14 protein-coding genes are annotated in these 17,137 nt (G+C 73.8%); 12 read left to right on the top strand and 2 right to left on the bottom strand.

All coding sequences use genetic code 11. From position 1 onward, the window contains the following. Window positions 1–90: 90 nt before the first annotated feature. Window positions 91–1,674, bottom strand: coding sequence for a glycosyltransferase family 2 protein (locus QJ852_24125; GenBank protein ID WGX96222.1), 1,584 nt, complete (start codon window positions 1,672–1,674; stop codon window positions 91–93). Between the two features lie 68 nt (window positions 1,675–1,742). Here QJ852_24125 and folP point away from each other — a divergent pair, with 68 nt between their 5' ends. The 12 genes from folP to QJ852_24065 all read left to right on the top strand — a co-directional run bounded on the left by folP (window position 1,743) and on the right by QJ852_24065 (window position 16,049). After that, window positions 1,743–2,621: a dihydropteroate synthase gene (gene folP, locus QJ852_24120; GenBank protein WGX96221.1), complete on the top strand. Its 879-nt coding sequence runs from the start codon at window positions 1,743–1,745 to the stop codon at window positions 2,619–2,621. Then, entirely contained in the window at window positions 2,618–3,025 is a 408-nt protein-coding gene (gene folB / locus QJ852_24115) for a dihydroneopterin aldolase (GenBank protein WGX96220.1), read from the top strand. The genes folP and folB overlap by 4 nt, the downstream gene beginning before the upstream one ends. Next, the gene (gene folK, locus QJ852_24110; protein ID WGX96219.1) at window positions 3,022–3,591 is read left to right on the top strand and encodes a 2-amino-4-hydroxy-6-hydroxymethyldihydropteridine diphosphokinase; all 570 of its coding nucleotides are present in this window, start codon (window positions 3,022–3,024) and stop codon (window positions 3,589–3,591) included. Before folB ends, folK begins: the two co-directional genes overlap by 4 nt. Window positions 3,592–3,620: 29 nt before the next feature. Beyond that, entirely contained in the window at window positions 3,621–4,124 is a 504-nt protein-coding gene (locus QJ852_24105) for a DUF3180 family protein (GenBank protein WGX96218.1), read from the top strand. Window positions 4,125–4,282: 158 nt separating this feature from the next. After that, on the top strand, window positions 4,283–4,894 hold the full coding sequence (locus QJ852_24100; protein ID WGX96217.1) for a hypothetical protein: 612 nt from the start codon (window positions 4,283–4,285) through the stop codon (window positions 4,892–4,894). 82 nt (window positions 4,895–4,976) lie between these two features. Beyond that, the gene (locus QJ852_24095) at window positions 4,977–8,594 is read left to right on the top strand and encodes a CDP-glycerol glycerophosphotransferase family protein (protein ID WGX96216.1); all 3,618 of its coding nucleotides are present in this window, start codon (window positions 4,977–4,979) and stop codon (window positions 8,592–8,594) included. 240 nt (window positions 8,595–8,834) lie between these two features. Continuing rightward, window positions 8,835–10,016 (top strand): hypothetical protein, encoded by a 1,182-nt coding sequence (locus tag QJ852_24090; protein WGX96215.1) that lies wholly within the window; start codon window positions 8,835–8,837, stop codon window positions 10,014–10,016. 61 nt (window positions 10,017–10,077) lie between these two features. Then, window positions 10,078–10,926 (top strand): hypothetical protein, encoded by an 849-nt coding sequence (locus QJ852_24085; GenBank protein WGX96214.1) that lies wholly within the window; start codon window positions 10,078–10,080, stop codon window positions 10,924–10,926. Further along, window positions 10,923–12,176 (top strand): hypothetical protein, encoded by a 1,254-nt coding sequence (locus QJ852_24080; GenBank protein WGX96213.1) that lies wholly within the window; start codon window positions 10,923–10,925, stop codon window positions 12,174–12,176. The genes QJ852_24085 and QJ852_24080 overlap by 4 nt, the downstream gene beginning before the upstream one ends. A gap of 99 nt (window positions 12,177–12,275) precedes the next feature. Further along, window positions 12,276–13,427: a hypothetical protein gene (locus QJ852_24075; GenBank protein WGX96212.1), complete on the top strand. Its 1,152-nt coding sequence runs from the start codon at window positions 12,276–12,278 to the stop codon at window positions 13,425–13,427. 4 nt (window positions 13,428–13,431) lie between these two features. Next, window positions 13,432–14,604, top strand: coding sequence for a hypothetical protein (locus tag QJ852_24070; GenBank protein WGX96211.1), 1,173 nt, complete (start codon window positions 13,432–13,434; stop codon window positions 14,602–14,604). 38 nt (window positions 14,605–14,642) lie between these two features. Then, window positions 14,643–16,049: a bifunctional cytidylyltransferase/SDR family oxidoreductase gene (locus tag QJ852_24065; GenBank protein WGX96210.1), complete on the top strand. Its 1,407-nt coding sequence runs from the start codon at window positions 14,643–14,645 to the stop codon at window positions 16,047–16,049. Here QJ852_24065 and QJ852_24060 read toward each other — a convergent pair. Further along, window positions 16,033–17,136 (bottom strand): hypothetical protein, encoded by a 1,104-nt coding sequence (locus QJ852_24060; GenBank protein ID WGX96209.1) that lies wholly within the window; start codon window positions 17,134–17,136, stop codon window positions 16,033–16,035. The two genes, QJ852_24065 and QJ852_24060, sit on opposite strands and share 17 nt — an antisense overlap. Window position 17,137: the final 1 nt, after the last annotated feature.

Genomic DNA, 17,137 nt, shown 5'->3' with positions numbered 1-17,137 from the left:
GGTAGGTAGGCGGTCTCACGCTTTCCTAGCGGAGTTCCACCCGGGAAGTGGTTGTTCGGCTACATCCCGTGATGAACCCGCCGCCGCAACTCACCCCCGCCGCAGGCGGCCGAGCAGGCTCTTGCGGGCGGGTGGTGTCGGCGGGTCGATGGCGGGGACGCGCAGCAGCAGCCCGTCCTGGGCGGAGTAGTCCAGGACGACCGGGCCGACCCGAGAACCGGCGGGCAGGTCGCTGAACGCGCGCTTGATGCCGGTGCGTCCGTCCAGCTCGCACATGCCGAGCACCAGATGCGCACCGGTCGGCAGCGGGCCGCCCATCGCCGCGCTGCGCGGGTCGAAGGTGGCGCTGAACCGGCCGGCCGGCTCCAGCGTCCCGTCCTCCTGCTCGACGAGCTCGACCCGGGAGGTCGACGGCAGCAGCCAGTTGACCCGGGTCGGCGCGTGCCGGATCGCCACGTCGACGAACGCGGCCGAGACGTCCGCGCTCGGCGTCAGCCCCCGCTCGGCGAGCAGGCCGGCCAGCGGGTCGGGCAGGTCGCGGACGACCTCCCCGCTCGACGTACGCCGGGCGAAGGGCTGTCCCGGCACCCGGCTCCAGGCCACCGCGCCGGTGACCGTCACCGCTCCGTCGCCGGTCTCGTCGACCGCCGTGACCCGGAACTCGGGGCGGCGGCCGATCCCGTCGCGCAGGTACTCCGCCGCGGCCTCCGGGTGCCCGGCGCGGAAGAGGGTGAGCGCGGTCCGGCCGCGCGGCGGCAGGTGCGGGTCGACCTCGGCGGGGACGAACGCGTCGATGAGGCGGGCGATCTCGGCGCGGTCCCGGGCGACCTCGGCGTCGGCCCGGCCGGTGGGGCGGTGCCCGATCTCGGGGACCAGGCGGACGTGGGCGGTGTGGGCGAGCAGCGCGGTGCGCAGCTCGGGGTCCGCGACCTCGGAGATCCGCCGGAGCAGCTTCTCGAGGTAGGGCCAGTAGTCGGGGGTGCCCCGGTAGTCGCGCTCGCCCTCGGACGTCGTGGAGTTGTTCTCCCCGGTGTGGCGCCAGTGGTAGAACGGCGTCGAGCTGAGCAGGGCCACGACGGGCCGGTGCTCGACCAGGTCGACCTGGAAGAAGATGTCCTCCCACAGGTGCCGGGGCGCCTCGGGGAACCGGATGTCGTGCTCCACGAGGAACGAGCGCCGGTACAGCTTGTGCGGGGTCATCGGGAGCAGCCCGCGCAGCGGCTCGTCGCGCGCGTCGGTGGTGTCGTGGGTGTAGTGCGTCAGTCCCCACCGCGCGACCTGGGTCCGGACCTCCTTGCCGTTGACGACGTCGGCCCCGGCCCCGTCGCCGGCCCCGTCGCCGAGCGCCACCGCGGCGCGGAGCGCGTCGGGGTACAGCTCGTCGTCGTGATCCAGGAACAGCACATAGCGCCCGCGGGCCTCGCGCACGCCGACGTTGCGCGGCCGGCTCGGCCATCCCGACGCCTCCAGCGCGAAAGCGCGGTAGTTCGCCCGCCCCGCCGCGATCCGGTCGATCCGCTCCGCGGTGTCGTCGGGAGAGCCGTCGTCGAGCAGCAGCACCTCGATCCGGTCCTGCGGGAGGGTCTGCGCGTCCAGCGACGCGATGGCCCGGTCCAGGCCCGGGCCGGATCGGTAGGTCGGGATCACGACGGACACCGCGGGAGCCTCGGCCATGCCGGGTAGTCTAGTGTCGGCGCCACCGGCCGGCCGCGCCGACCGTGGACCCCACTAGGGTGCGGTGCATGACAGCTCCGTCGGTCCCGCTGGTGATGGGGGTCGTCAACGTCACACCCGACTCCTTCTCCGACGGCGGCCGGTACGACGACCCGCAGCGTGCCGTCGCGCACGCCCGCGTGCTGTTGGCGCAGGGGGCCGACATCCTCGACGTCGGCGGCGAGTCCACCCGCCCCGGCGCGACCCGGCCACTGCTGGCCGAGGAGCTCGACCGCGTCGTACCCGTCATCGAGGCGCTCACCGCGGACGGCGCGACGGTCTCGGTCGACACGATGCGCGCCGAGGTCGCCGCGCGCGCGGTCGCGGCCGGCGCCCGGATCGTCAACGACGTCTCCGGTGGCCTGGCCGACCCGGGGATCCTCGACGTGGTCGCCCGCACCGGCGTCACCTATGTCGCGATGCACTGGCGGGCACACAGCGACCGCATGCAGGAGTTCACCGCGTACGACGAGCAGGGCGGCGTCGTCACCGCGGTCCGCGCCGAGCTGGCCGACCGGGTGGCGGCGATCCGCGCGGCAGGCGTCCGCGATGACCAGATCGTGCTCGACCCGGGCCTCGGGTTCGCCAAGCTGCCGCACCACAACTGGGAGCTGCTGCGTCACCTCGACGTGCTGGCGGGACTTGGCTACCCGCTCCTGGTCGGCGGGAGCCGCAAGACCTTCCTCGGGCGGTTGCTCGAGGACCCCGACGGCCGGCCGCGGCCGGTGGGGGAGCGCGAGGCCGCGAGTGTCGCGTTGAGCGGCCTGCTCGCGGCCGGACTCGGTGGGGCGCCGGTGTGGTGCCTGCGGGTCCACGATGTGCGTGCGCATCGCGATGCGCTCGCCGTTGCGGCACAGTGGGGTCCGGGTGCGGATCGGGCCGTGGCCGCGGAGAGGGACGGGAAATGACGGACGAGCTGAGCATCCTCGGCATCGAGTGCTTCGCCCATCACGGCGTCTTCGACCATGAGCGTCGCGACGGTCAGGTCTTCATGATCGACCTGACCCTCGCCGTCGACACCGCCCCCGCGGCGGCGTCGGACGATTTGCGCGACACCGTGGACTACGGAAGCCTCGTGGACCAGGTCGTGGCCGTCGTGACGAGGGATCCGGTCGACCTGATCGAGACCCTCGCGCAGCGGATCGCGGACACCTGCCTGTTGGACCCTCGTGTTGAATGGGTGCGTGTGACCGTCCACAAGCCGGATGCGCCGATCCAGGCGACGTTCGCCGACGTACAGCTCACCATCACCCGGCGCCGTGAGGCGGCGGGAGTGGGAGACCGAACCGGGAAGGCAGAGGGCCCAGCATGACCGAGACCCCCAATCCGAACATCGTCGACGCGGACACGCTGACCGGTGAGATGCGACCGATCCGCCGGATGGTGATCGCCCTCGGGTCCAACCTGGGCGAGCGCTTCGCGACCCTGCAGGGCGCGCTCGGCGCCCTCGCCGACACCCCGGAGCTCTGGGTCACCGGCGTCTCGCCGGTCTACGAGAGCGTCCCGGTCGACTGCCCACCCGACGCGCAGAACTTCCTCAACGCCGTGGTCCTCGCCGACACCACCCTGTCGGCGCACCGTCTCCTCGACCGCGCGCTGGCCATCGAGGACGCCTTCGACCGCGAGCGCGGCGAGGTCGCCAACGCGCCGCGCACCCTCGACGTCGACCTGATCGTCGTCGGCGACCGCCGCAGCGACACCGAGGAGCTGCGCCTGCCGCACCCGCGCGCCCACGAGCGGGCGTTCGTGCTGCGGCCCTGGCTCGACCTCGAGCAGGACGCCGTGCTGCTCGACCGCGGCCCCGTCGCCGACCTGCTCGCCGCGATCGGCGCTGACGGCCTCACCCGTCGTGACGACCTGGTGCTCGCGACCGAGTGACCCCCGAGTGACCCCCGAGTGATCCGCGCGTGAGCCGGGACCCGATCCCGACGCCCGAGGAGCCCGAGCAGCCCCCGGGCCCGTCGCCGGACGGGCTGCGGCCGACGGGCCTGCCCACCGTGCTGGTGTGGGTGGCGATCGGACTCGTCGGGGGCTGGGTCCTCCATCCGCTGTGCGACCGGCTGGGCGTCGTACCCCCGCTCGTGTCGGCCGCGCAGCCGCTCGCGCTGCTGCTGCTCGCCGCGATCCTGGGCTATGTCGCCTGGGTGACCCACCGTGCCGTGCACGTACGTCGGGAACGGCTCGAGGCGCACCAGGCCGTCAATCGGCTGGTGCTCGGCCGCGCGAGCGCCCTGGTCGCGGCCCTGGTCGCCGGCGGGTACGTCGGCTACGCGCTCTCCTGGATCGGCGACCCCGCCGAGCTGGCCGACGAGCGGCTGGTGCGCTCGCTCGTGGCGGCCGGCTGTGCGGTCGCGGCCGTGGTCGCCGGGCTGCTGCTGGAGCGGGCCTGCCGGGTCCACGACGCGCCGTGAGTGGCGGGCAGGTGAGGTCGCACCCGGCGAACGGGTCGTGAAACGGCCCGGTCCCCGACCCATTTGCCGGGTACGACGAGACCTCCTGTGACGGTTGGGACGGGTGGGACAAGCGTGTCTGCCGCGTCCGGGCCCTTTGGAGGCTTACCGTGCTGAGCATGCCCTCCTCAGTGATGTCGGGCCCTGTCATGTCCGGCAGCCGCCGTCGTCAGCGGTCGACCCGCGTCATGGTCGCCGTCCTGCTCCTCGTGCTCGCGGCGCTCGCCGTCGCCGGCACGGCCGTGACCGGATCCTGGGTCCTGGTCACCATCTCCGCGGTCGCCGCCGTCCTGCTGGGCGCGGCCGCCACCAAGATCACCCATACCGAGCTCCTGGACTCCCGTCAGGAGGCTGCGCGCGATCGCGCCGCGCAGGCGCGCGCCTACGCCGAGCTGGCCGAGGCCCGCGCGTGCGAGAACATCGAGTTCGCCGCCGACATGACCGGCAAGGTCGCCAAGCGCGACGCCACCATCACCCGTCTCGAGAAGCGCCTCGGCGACGCCGCCGCCGAGCTGGCCGACGCCCGGCGCGAGCTGGCCGAGGCCGGCGACCGGGCCGAGGAGGCCCAGCGCACCGCGGACCGCCTCGCCCAGCGTCTGGCCGACGCGGAGGAGCGGGCCGGCCAGGCCGTCGTCCGGGTCGCGGAGCTCGAGGCCGAGCTCGACGTCCTCACCGCACAGATCCACGCCCTCGAGGCGCAGGCCCGCAACCAGGCCCGTCGTCCCGCCTGACCCCGCGGTTCCCGGGCGCGCTGGGTAGCATCGGGCGACCCTGTGGTCATCCACTAGCCGACCCGGAAGGACGCTGCTGCCCGTGGCACTCGACCGCGCCCGCGCCCAGCAGGGCCTGATCCGGATCGCCAAGGCAGGACCCGGGAGGCTGCGTGGCCCCCTCGGCCGGGTCACCCGGCGCTTCCGGGGTGAGTTCTCCGGGCCGCTGGTCACCGTGGTGCTGCCGGTCAGCGACGACGACACCACCCGGATCGGCACCTGCCTGGACTCGCTCAAGGTCCAGACCTACCGCAACCTCGAGGTCCTCGTCGTGCGCTTCGGGAGGCACGACAGGGTCAGCGCGACCGTGCGCGAGCATGCCGCCGAGGACTGGCGGATCAAGACCCGGCTCCGGGTGGAGAGGTCCCTCGCCGCCGCCCGCAACGCCGGGGTCGCCGCCGCCTCCGGCGAGCTGGTCGTGGTCGTGACGAACGCCGGCGACGACTTCGTCCACACCGGCGTCGAGCGGCTCGTCGAGGCCCACCACCGCTCCGGCTCGCCCGTGGTCGTCGGCGCGATGCGCGAGCCCGACATCGCCGGCTGGATCCCCGACTCGGCGTACGACGCCGCGCACCACACCCCCGTGCGCGGCACCACGCTCGCCGCGACCCCCGTCGCCGTCACCGACCTGGGCCTGGGCAACAAGCTCGTCACCCGCGCGTTCTGGGCCGAGGCCGGCCTGCGCTTCAGCGACGAGTTCCCCGACGGTGCCGACGTGGCGCTCGGGTTGCTGGAGCAGGCGCCCGCGTTCGACCTGCTCAGCGACTTCACCTACATCCCCACCGACCGTCGCGACGGGGTCCAGGTCGGCACCGTCCCCGACGTGCTGAGCGGGCTGGCGGGCTGGATCGACCGCAACGACCACACCTGGCACCGGGTCGAGGCGCTCGGCCTCCCCGAGGTCCGCGAGTGGTTCCTGTGGGGCGTGCTCGACACCGCGGTGCAGCCGCTCATCGCCGACGTCGAGCGGGCCGACGCGCACCAGTGGCAGACCCTGCGCGACCACGTCGCGATGCTGCTCGACGCCGCCGACGAGCACGTCTGGGCCCGACTCAACGCCGAGGCCCGGGTCAAGCTCTGGCTGCTCCAGCACGACCACCGCAAGCCGCTCGAGGACTTCCTCGGCGCCCGGCTGTTCACGCGCGGCAACCGGCCCACCGAGGTCCGCGACGGCCGGGTCTGGGCGCTGCTCCCGCACCACGACGACGCCGCGCTCGGCATCCCGGCGGAGCTGTTCGAGATGACCGCCGACGAGACCCGGTTCCGCGCGATGCTGCGCGAGGCCCGCTGGGTGGATGCCGCGACCCTCGAGCTGACGATCTTCGCCGCCGTCGACTTCGTCCACATGAGCGCGAGCCCGGCGATCGAGTGCGCGCTCGTCGACCGCGCCACCGGCCGGCGGATCCCGCTGGAGGTCCGCCAGTTCCGCGACGCCCGCGCCAACCAGGCGCTGCGCCGTCACCAGGACTTCTCCTGGGGGGCCTTCGACGCCGCGGTCCCGGTCGCCGATGTGGTCGCCGCCAGCCCCGGCAGCCCAGGCGATCCGGAGGGCGCTGCCACCTGGGTCGTCGAGGTCGACATCGACGTCGACGGCGTACGCCGCTCCGGCGCGGTGCCGCTCATCGACGAGCAGGCCTCGGCCGGGTTCATCGGGCGCGACCACCTCGCGCCGCGCCCCGTCGCCGGGTCCGTGGTGGCCTTCAACCCGCGCTCCGACGTCGTCGGCCTGCGGGTCCGGCCCGATCGTGGTCCCCGGCTGCGCTCGCTGGAGGTCGAAGGTCGCAGCGTCTCCGGCGTCCTCGACCAGCCGCCGGGCAGCGGCGGCGGAACGCCGGTCACCGGTCTACGCGTCATCCAGGGCACCCAGCAGGTCCGGGCCACGACCACGCCCGGGCCCGACGGCGGACTCGCGTTCCGGCTCCAGGTCCCCGCGGCCTGGACCGGACAGCGTCGCTGGCAGGTGCACGTCCTCACCGCCGACGGGCGCGAGCTGGCCCTCGGCTGGCCCGCGGGTGCGCCCCAATGGCTCGGCGTCGGTGCCGGTGAAGTCGTCGGCTCCCGCACGGCGACCGGCGACACCGAGCTGTACGAGACCGCGGGCACCCTGGTCGTCGACGACATCGCCGTCGAGGGCCTCCGGCTCGACGTGACCGGCCACTGGCTCGGTGCTTCGGCGCCCGACGACGCCCGACTCGCCCTCCTCACCCAGGTCGGCGGCACCGAGGTCCTCGCCACCGACCTGCCGCCGGCCGACGACGGCGGCGCCGTCCGCGCCAGCGTCACCCTCACGACCGACCGCTGGGGCCTCGGCGAGCGGCCCCTCGCGCCCGCCTGGTTCTGGCTGGCAGTGACCAGCCGCGGAACGACCACCCGCACCCTCCTCGGTGAGCGTGGCATCGACCGCCTCCACCACTTCATGGTCGGCTCCGAGCACCCCGGCTACTCCGCCCGCGTCGTCCAGGAGGGCCGCGTCGCCGGCGTCGAGCTGCTCCCGCCGGTGCCGGTCCAGGAGCGCGTCCCGTTCGGCCAGACCCAACTCCAGGAGTGGTACGCCGACGGAGACATCCCGCTCGAGCCCGACGCGGTCTACTTCCAGTCCTATGTCGGCGCCTCCGCCACCGACAGCCAGCTCGCGCTGCACGAGCACCTGCGGCGTACCCGACCCGACCTGACGCTCTACTGGGGCGTGGCCTCGGCCGCGTCGTGGGTGCCCGAGGGCGGCGTACCCGTCGTGATGACCACCCGCGAGTGGTACCGCGTCCTGGCGGCCGCCGGCAGCCTGTGCATGAACATCGACCCGGAGCGCTGGTTCCGCAAGCGGCCTGGCCAGCGGCTGCTCCAGACCTTCCACGGCTACCCGTCGAAGTCGATGGGCATCCGGATGTGGGACGCCAAGCACTACCCGCCGCGCCGCATCGAGCTGGAGCTGGCCCGCACCTCGCGGCAGTGGGACCTGATCCTCACGCCCGAGCCGGACATGGACCAGTACTACCGCCGCGAGTACGCCTACGACGGCCCCATCCACAGCGAGGGCTATCCGCGCGACGACGTCCTCGTCGGGGAGCGCGCTGCCGTGGTCCGCGAGGACGTGCGCCGCCGGCTCGGCATCGCGCCCCACCAGAAGGCGATCCTCTACGCCCCCACCTGGCGTGACGACCAGGCCACGAACTGGCGCGCCGCCGACGCCGTCCACCACCTCGACGTGGCCGCCGCGGCCCGCGACCTGGGCCCCGACTACGTGCTCCTGCTGCGCGGCCACCGCTTCCACAACCCGGCCGGCGACGGGAGCGGGACCACCCGCTTCCTCGACGTCACCGAGTACCCCGAGATCAACGACCTGATCCTCGCCGCCGACGCGGCCGTGCTCGACTACTCGTCGCTGCGCTTCGACTTCGCTCTCACCGGGCGGCCGATGGTGTTCCTCGTCCCCGACCTCGACACCTACGTCGGCGGCGTGCGCGGCTTCCTCTACGACTACGTCCCCACCGCTCCCGGCCCGCACGTCGACACCGCGGACGAGGTCGTCGACCTGCTCCGCGACCTCGACGGCCTCCGGCGCAGGTACGCCGGCGCGATGGAGACCTTCCACCGGCGGTTCAACCGGTTCATGGACGGTCATGCCGCGGAGCGGGTCGCGGCCGCCTTCTTCGAGGGTCGGTGATCGCGGCCGTCGCTGCTCCGGCTGCTCGCTCCGGTTGCTCGCTCCGGTTGCTCTGACCTGCGTGGGTTGCGTGGGGTGGGTGGAGTCGGATTCATCACGGGATGTAGGTCGAGCATCACTTCTGTAGCGGAGCCCCACTAAAGAAGCGCCGGCTCGGCTACATACCGTGATGAATCCGAGGCGACCCCACACCTGGCTAGGATCAGGGTTTCCCGCCCGATCGAAGGAGTTGTCCGCGCGATGCGCTCTGTGGCCCTGCCCGACGCCCTGCCGGACGGCTCGCGGTTCCTCCACATCGGCCTCCCCAAGACCGGTACGACGGCCCTGCAGGGTGCTCTCGACCGGGCCCGGCCGCGGCTGGAGGAGCTCGGCGCGCACAACGTGGGCAAGGGGCGGCACGAGATGCGCGTCGGTCAGGTGGCGGCCGACGGCCTGGCCGAGTTCTGGCAAGGGAGCTGGGAGGAGCGCTGGCAGGAGCTGGCGCGCGACTTCCGCACGTCCACCGCGCGCTGCACGTTCTGGTCCAGCGAGTCGCTGAGCCACGCGAAGGGGGAGCGGGTCGCCTATCTCGCCGACCGCCTGGGCGCCGAGACGCACGTGGTCGTCACGCTGCGCCCCCTCGCGCCGCTGATGGTGTCCCAGTGGCAGCAGTGGCTGCGCCGGCGCGGCGTGCAGTCCCTGGAGGAGTGGGCGACCAGCCAGTTCGAGGCGGTCTCGGTCGCCGGCGAGGTGAGCGTCGACTACGTCCGGTTCGCGCCGATGCTGCACCGGTTCAGCCTGCGCCGCATCGTCGAGGAGTGGGGGCCGGTCTTCGGCGAGGACAGGATCGTCCTGGTCGTCCCCGACGCGCGCGACCGGGCGCGGACCCTCCGCGTCTTCGAGCGGCTGATGGGCGTCCCCGAGGTGCTCGAGGCGGTCCCGGAGGGCAATGCGTCCCTGCCCTACCCCGAGGCCGAGATGCTGCGGCAGTTCAACCGCGCCTACACCGACCACGGCGGCGACCACGCCACGTGGATGGAGGCGATCGGCGTGCTGGCCCGGGTCCCGCTGCGCGACTACACCAACACCCTGGCCCCCCACCCGATCCGTGCCCCGCGCTGGGTGGCCGAGCGCGCCAACGAGTATGCCGCCGCGTGGAACGCCGTCGTCGAGGCCTCGGGCGTGACCGTGGTCGGCGACCTCGCCGACCTGCTCGTCGACCCCGCCGACCACGCCGAGCAGGTCGCGGTGCCCACGGCCGTCGACGTGGCGAGCGCCGGGCGGCTGACGGACGTCGTCTTCACCGCGGCGCTCGAGCACGCCTCCCGCGGGCACGCGGCCGCCGCAGCGACGCCGGGACGGACCGACCTCACGACGTACGGCGGCCGGGAGCTGCTCGGCGAGCTCGCCCGCCGCGCCCGGCGCCGGGTGACGCGGCGATGAGCCTCCCCACGGCGCTCCTCTCCTCCGTCGCGCTCCCCCGAACGACGTCGCGGGGACCGCGATGAGCCTGCTGTACGTGCCCGACGCCACGGACGGGATGAACGCCTTCGCCGTGCCCGCCTGGTGGGCCTCGCTCGAGGACGACCGGATCACCCGCGACGAGGAGGAGCGGCCCGAGGTCACCGTCGTCGACGTCGCCGAGCTGTCCGACGACCGGACGCTGCTCGTGGTCGGCGCCGTCGCCGAGCTGCTGTCCGAGCCGACGCCGGACGGGCTCGCGGCCTGGGCGGACGAGGTCCGCGCCCTCCACGCGGCCGCCGCGGCGCCGGTGCACCTGGCGGTGTCCCTCGACGAGGTGACCGGCTTCGAGCAGGTGCTGACCCTCGCCGCCGGCCGCCGCTGGCCCCGCTTCGACGTCGCCGCCGCGGCCGTCCACCGGGGGCAGCCGGGGGCCGACCCCGTCCCCCCGCCGAGCGTCCCCGGCGGCCAGGAGACCGCCCGCGCGTACGCCGACGCCCTGGTCGCGCAGGTCGAGGTGCTGCTGCCGCCGTCCTGGCAGACCGCGGCCGACGGTGCCGCCGACGCGACCGCCTGCATCAGCCGAGCGCTGGACACCGACCCCGATGTCGGCCCCGCGGAGGCCCGAGCGCTGCGCGACGCCTGTCGGTCCGCACTCGCCGGCCTGGAGGGCGACGGGGTCACGATCAGCGGACCGCGCGACGCCCTCCTCTGGCCGGTGCCCGCCGAGCGTGGCCAGGTCCCGATCGACGTCGCCGCCGATGCGGCGCTCGAGGTGATGCTCGCCGTGCTGGAGCGTCCGGCCGACCTCGCGCCGGACCGGCCGGTCGTCGTACCCGTGGGGGAGCTGCCGGCCCGCGCGCTCCTCGCCCGTCTCGGGGGATCCCGATGACCCCGCCCCTGGCCGACGGGACCACCCTGGTCCACATCGGTCCGTACAAGACCGGCACCACCGCGATGCAGGGGGCGCTGTGGGCCGCCCGCCCCGCGCTCGCCGAGCACGGCGTCTCCTACCCCGGGGAGCTGGCGCACGAGATGAACGCGTCGATGGCGGTCGCGCTCGGCCGGGTCGACCCCGGCAAGGACCTCGACGCCTACCGGCAGCGCTGGTTCGACCTGGTCGCGCAGCTGCACGCCGAGCGGCCGCGGATCGGGGTGCTCAGCAGCGAGGTCTACTGCGAGGCGACCGACGAGGGTGCGCGCACCGTGCTCGACGCCCTCGGCCCGCGGGCCCATGTGGTGATCACGGTGCGTCCGATCGTGCGGCTGCTCGGCTCGCAGTGGCAGCAGTACGGTCAGAACGTCCCCGTGCCGCCGTACGACGCGTGGCTGCGCGCGATCCTCGACCCCGCCGCCGTGGGTGCGCCCGACGGCCCGGCGGGGACCGAGGGCGTCACCCCGTCCTTCTGGCAGCGGCACCGCCACGACCTGCTCGTCGAGCGCTGGGTCGGCCTGGTCGGCGGCGACCGGGTGACCGTCGTCGTCGTCGACGACCGTGACCACCGCGGCCTGCCGGCGGCGTTCGAGAGCCTCCTCGGCCTTCCCGACGGCCTGCTCCGCCCGCCGGTCGACAAGACCAACCGGTCGCTCACCCATCCCGAGGCGACCCTGATGCAGACGCTCGTGGAGCGCACCTCCCGCGCGCCCTGGTCCAGTGCCGACCATGGCCGGTTCATCCGGTTCGGCGCCGCCCGCGGGCTGCAGGCCGCGGCCCCGGACCCCGCCGCGGAGCGGCTGCTCACCCCGGGCTGGGCGATCGACCGTGCCCTGGAGGTCGGCGCCGGCATGGCGACCCGGATCGGTGCCTCGGGGGCCCGCGTCGTCGGCGACCTCGGCCTGCTCTCCGACCGCGCGCTCGCGCCCGCGGAGGGCGAGAACGTCCCGGTCGCGACCATCGATCCCGCCGCCGCGGCGGCGCTCGCGGTCGGCATCATCACCAAGCTCACCGGCGTCCATCCCCGTCCCGAGCACCGGGAGCTGGCCGGTGCCGTCGAGCGTGCCGCCTGGTCCCGACACCGCGCGGTGGCCGAGGAGTGGGATGCTGCGCGCGACCGGGACCGAGCCCGCGCGAACGCAGCCCGCGAGCTCGTCCGCCGGGTCCGCCGCCGTCTGACGGGGATTCCGACGAGTTCCGCCGATTGACCACGGGCGGCTTCGCGTCCTGGTAGAACCGAGTGGATGCTCACGGATCCTGCGTTGCCCTCTGCCCTGCCCGACGGATCCAAGACGCTTCACATCGGCATGCCGAAGACAGGTACCTCGGCGGTGCAGCTGGCCCTGTGGTCGGCCCGTGAACAGTTGGCGGACCATGGGGTGCACAACGTCTCGCACCACCCCCACGAACGTGATGTCGGACTGACCGCGATCGGCAGCGATCGCGCCTTCTATCGGCATCGTCCGTGGCGGTGGCGCCAGCTCGCCGAGGAGTTCCGATCGTCCCGCTCCCGCCAGACCGTGTGGTCCAGCGAGGCGCTGTCGCTGGCGTCGGCGGAGCGTGTGGAGCGGCTGCGCGCCGAGCTGGGGCCGGCGTACATCGTCACCACCCTGCGGCCGCTCGCTCCGCAGCTCGCCTCCCGCTGGCAGCAGGGCGTGCGTCGGGGAGCGCGACTGCCGTTGGACGACTGGCTGCGTCACCGCCTGGCGCGGCCGACGACCCCTGACTGGGATGTGCCCCATGTGCGCGGAGACACGCTGCAGCGCAGCGACCCGCGCCGCATCGTGGAGCACTGGGGCCGGGTCTTCGGCGAGGATCGCCTGCTGTTCGTGATCCAGGAGCCGGACGACCGGTCGCTGCTCCTGCGCCGGGTGGAGGCCCTGCTCGGCGTGCCCGCCGTCATGCCTGAGATCGAGACGGCCAACGCGTCCCTTCCCTACCCGGAGACGGAGGTGATCCGGCACTACGCGATCGCGCATCATGCGCTGGGTCGCAGCCGCCGACGGTGGATGGCGACCGTGGGCGACCCACGCCGGCTGCGCGTCCGCACCGTCGTCCAGCAGGCGACGCGCCGCCCCATCCGGGTGCCGCGGTGGGCGGCGGAACGCGCCAACGAGCATGCCACGGCCTGGGCCGAGGGGTTGCAGGACTCGGCCGCCACGGTGGTCGGCGACGTCAACAACCTGCTGGTGGATCCGGCTGATCATCCCGTCGAGGACGAGCAGCCCACGGTCGTCGACATCACGTCGGCAGGGCAGCTGATCCAGGCGTGCGTGGATGCCTCCGTCCCGCAGGGCGCACTCGACATGCTCGACCTGTCCGGGGAGACGGACACGACCCGACCTGACGCGTCCCCGGCTCTCGGGGTCCTCGAGCCCATCCCGGACGCCGCACTCGTCCGGGAGCTCGGCCGGCGGGTGCTCCGGCGCCTGAGGCGTCGGCCGGGTAGGCAAGAATGAGAGGGTGACCGACCTGCTGCCCGCGCTGCCGGACGGCGCGAAGCTGCTCCACATCGGGATGCCGAAGACCGGCACCACCGCGCTCCAGCACTCCCTGTGGGCGGCCCGCGCCCGGCTCGAGGAGCACGGCGCCCACAACGTCTCGCGTCGCGCCCACGAGCGGAAGGTCGCGATCACCGCGGCCGGCAACGTCCGCTCCTACTGGGCGGCCGAGCACGAGCGGTGGCAGCAGCTCGCCCACGAGTTCCGCACGTCCACCGCGCGGCGCACCTTCTGGTCGAGCGAGTCGCTGTCGCTGGCCTCCCCGGAGCGGATCCGCGGGCTGCGCGAGGAGCTCGGGCCGGCGTACGTCGTGACGACGATCCGCGCCCTGGCGCCCCAGCTCGCCTCGCGCTGGCAGCAGGGCCTGCGCCGGGCCGACCCAGCGCCGCTCGACGACTGGTTGCGCGCGCGCTTCGCCGAGGAGCCGCGGGACGGTGTCGGTGCCGGGTTCGTGCCCGGACAGGCGCTGCGCCGGCTCAACCCGCGGCGGGTGCTGCAGGACTGGGGTGCGGTGTTCGGCGAGGAGAACCTCGTCTTCATCGTCCTCGACCCGTCCGACCACGCCTGGCTGCTGCGCGCCTTCGAGGGCCTGCTCGGTGTCCCTGAGCTGCTCGAGCCGTCGCCCTCGCGCAATCTCTCGCTGCCGCTGCCCGAGGCCGAGATGCTGCGGCACCTGGCCGCGGCCTACCGCGCTCACGGTGGCGACCTCGACGCCTGGATGGCGACGGCCGGCGACACCCGCCGGATCAAGCTGCGTCCCGTCGTCGAGGCCGCCCCACGGCACCAGACGGTGCGGGTGCCCCGATGGGCGGCCGAGCGCGCCGACGAGTACGTCGCCGACTGGGTCGAGGCGCTGACGTCCTCCGGCGCCCGGGTGCTGGGCGACGTCCGCCACCTGTTCAGCGACCCCGCCGCCCACCCGGTCGAGACCGAGGTGCCCGAGGTCGTCGACGTCGCGTCCGCCGGCCGGATGATGGACGCCTACTTCCGGGTCGCGTTGACGCTTCCGGCCCAGGTCCAGGCCCGGGCCCAGGCTCCAGGGCCCGGTCCCGGCGCCGGTGACCTGAGGGCCGTGGGTGGCCGGGACCTCCTGCGCGAGCTGCGCCGCCGGGCCCTGCGTCGACGGGGTCGCTGAGTGGGCCGCTGAGTGGGCCGCGTGGGAGACTGCGCCCCATGACGAGGAATGTCGCCGTCCTGCTCGCCGGCGGTGTCGGGAGCCGGGTCGGGCTCGACATCCCGAAGCAGCTCATCAAGGTCGCCGGGAAGACCCTGCTGGAGCACACGCTGCAGGCACTGCACGACCACCCCGACGTCGACGAGGTCGTCGTGATGATGACGCCGGGGCACACCGACGCGGTCCGCGACATCACCCGCAAGGGCGGCTACCCGAAGGTGACCGCGATCCTCGAGGGCGGTGAGACCCGCAACGACACGACGCAGCGCGCCATCGATCACCTGACGGCGACCGGCGACGCCTCCGCGACCCGGATCCTGCTCCACGATGCGGTCCGCCCGCTCGTCACGCCGCGGATCATCGGCGAGTGCTTCACCGCGCTGCAGTCGTATCCCGCCGTCGACGTCGCGATCCCGTCGGCGGACACGATCATCGAGGTCGGTGCCGACGACACCATCGCCAGCATCCCGCCCCGTGCCGCGCTGCGCCGGGGCCAGACCCCGCAGGCGTTCCGCCTCGACATCCTCGCCAAGGCCTACGAGATCGCCTCCGGCGACCCGGACTTCACCGCGACCGACGACTGCAGCGTCGTGCTGAAGTACCTCCCCGACGAGCCGATCATCGTGGTCCACGGCGACGACCGGAACATGAAGGTCACCGAGCCGATCGACGTCTACATCGCCGACAAGCTGTTCCAGCTCACCGGCATCGACCTGCCCCGGGCCTCGGACGACGCCGGCTACCGCGCCGCCCTCGAGGGCAGGACGATGGTCGTCTTCGGTGGCAGCTACGGCATCGGCGCCGACATCGCCGAGCTCGCCCGGTCCTACGGCGCCACGGTGCTCAGCTTCAGCCGCTCGACCACCGGCACCGACGTCGGCAAGCGCGCCGACATCGCCGCCGCCGCGAAGGAGGCGATCGCGAAGACCGGGTCCATCGACTTCGTCGTCAACACCGCCGGCGTGCTCCACCGCGGCGAGCTCCTCGAGACCACCGAGGAGACGATCTACGCGGCGACCGACATCAACTACCTCGGGCCGATCTTCATCGCCCAGGAGTTCTACCCGCACCTCGCCGCGAGCAAGGGCGCGCTGCTGCTGTTCACGTCGAGCTCCTACACCCGCGGGCGCGGGGGATACAGCCTCTACTCCTCGGCCAAGGCCGCCACGGTCAACCTGACCCAGGCGCTCGCCGACGAGTGGGCCGACACGGGCGTGCGGGTCAACTGCATCAACCCGGAGCGGACGGCGACCCCGATGCGCACCAAGGCCTTCGGCGCGGAGGCCCCCGGCACCCTGCTGGACTCCCAGACCGTCGCGCGCACCTCGGTCGACGTCCTCATCTCCGAGCAGTCCGGGCACGTCTACGACGTCCGCAAGGACGATCCCTTCACGCTCGGCGACTGAGCCGCCCGCGCAGCCCGCGGGCCGGCTCGGCGGGCTGCGGTACGGCGGCCAGCCGGTCGGCCGCGAGCGCGAGCCCCGCGGCGAACCACGCGGCCACCGCGGCGTCGACCGCCGCCGGCGGCTCCGGCGTGGTCGCGACGCCGGCGAGCGGGGTGGCGGCGATCGAGTCGAGGTCGCCGTGGACCGGTACGCCGAGCGCCCGGATGCGGTCCGCCATCTCGCGGCCGATGTCGTTGGCCTGGCCGATCGCCCAGTCGGGGGTCACCAGCCCGGGTTCGACCGCGGCGGGCTCGCGGGCCTTGAGGTGGTCCTTGAGGTGGTGGAACAGCCGCACGTAGTGCTCGGGGCCCAGACCGAGGGCGGTGTAGTCCTCGTTGAAGCGGCGCAGCAGCTCCGCCTCGTCGGCGGTCAGCGAGCGGTTCTCCTTCGCGTCCTGGCCGGCCAGCGTCTCGGGTCGCAGGCCGAGCAGCCGCTCGAAGGCGTGCGGCAGGAAGTCGTGGTCCCGGGGGTCGAGGACGACGACCACCACCCGCTCGGGGCCGAGGCGCTCGGCCCAGCGGCGGACCAGCTCGTCGTGCCGGTGGCGCGTCCAGAACTCCCGCGGCTCCGCCGCGGTCACGTCGGTGAGCACCACGCGAAGCCAGGCGTCGTACCCGTAGGTGCTCTGTCGCTGCAGGCCCTGCTGGTACTGCGAGGACAGGATCCGGGCCAGCGGCCGCAGGGTGACGGCGACCCAGAGGTCGTCGCCGCCGACCTCCTCGAGGATCCGGACGATCTGCTCGTCCGACGCGTCGGAGAGGAACTCGCTGCTGAACACCCGGCGGTGGTCGCCGCTCGCGGTCAGCTCGCCGACGACGGCGTGCCACGCCCGCTCGGCCCGCACCGGGTCGCGGCCCGGGACCGGTCGTCCGGTCACGTACCGCGCCGCCTTCGCGTCGTGGCGGCTCCGCGAGACGTACCGGACGCCCTGCCGGGTCAGCTCCGCCCGAGCCTGGTGGAAGGCGCTCTGCAGGGCGGTGGTGCCGGTCTTGTGCGGTCCGACATGCAGCAGCCGGGCGCCGGCGGGCAGGGCGGACGGCATCGACATG

It is taken from the genome of Nocardioides sp. L-11A (genome assembly GCA_029961745.1).
GTDB lineage: Bacteria > Actinomycetota > Actinomycetes > Propionibacteriales > Nocardioidaceae > Nocardioides.
Note: the sequence above shows the minus strand (reverse complement) of the source record. Positions and strands in the feature narration are given on the sequence as shown.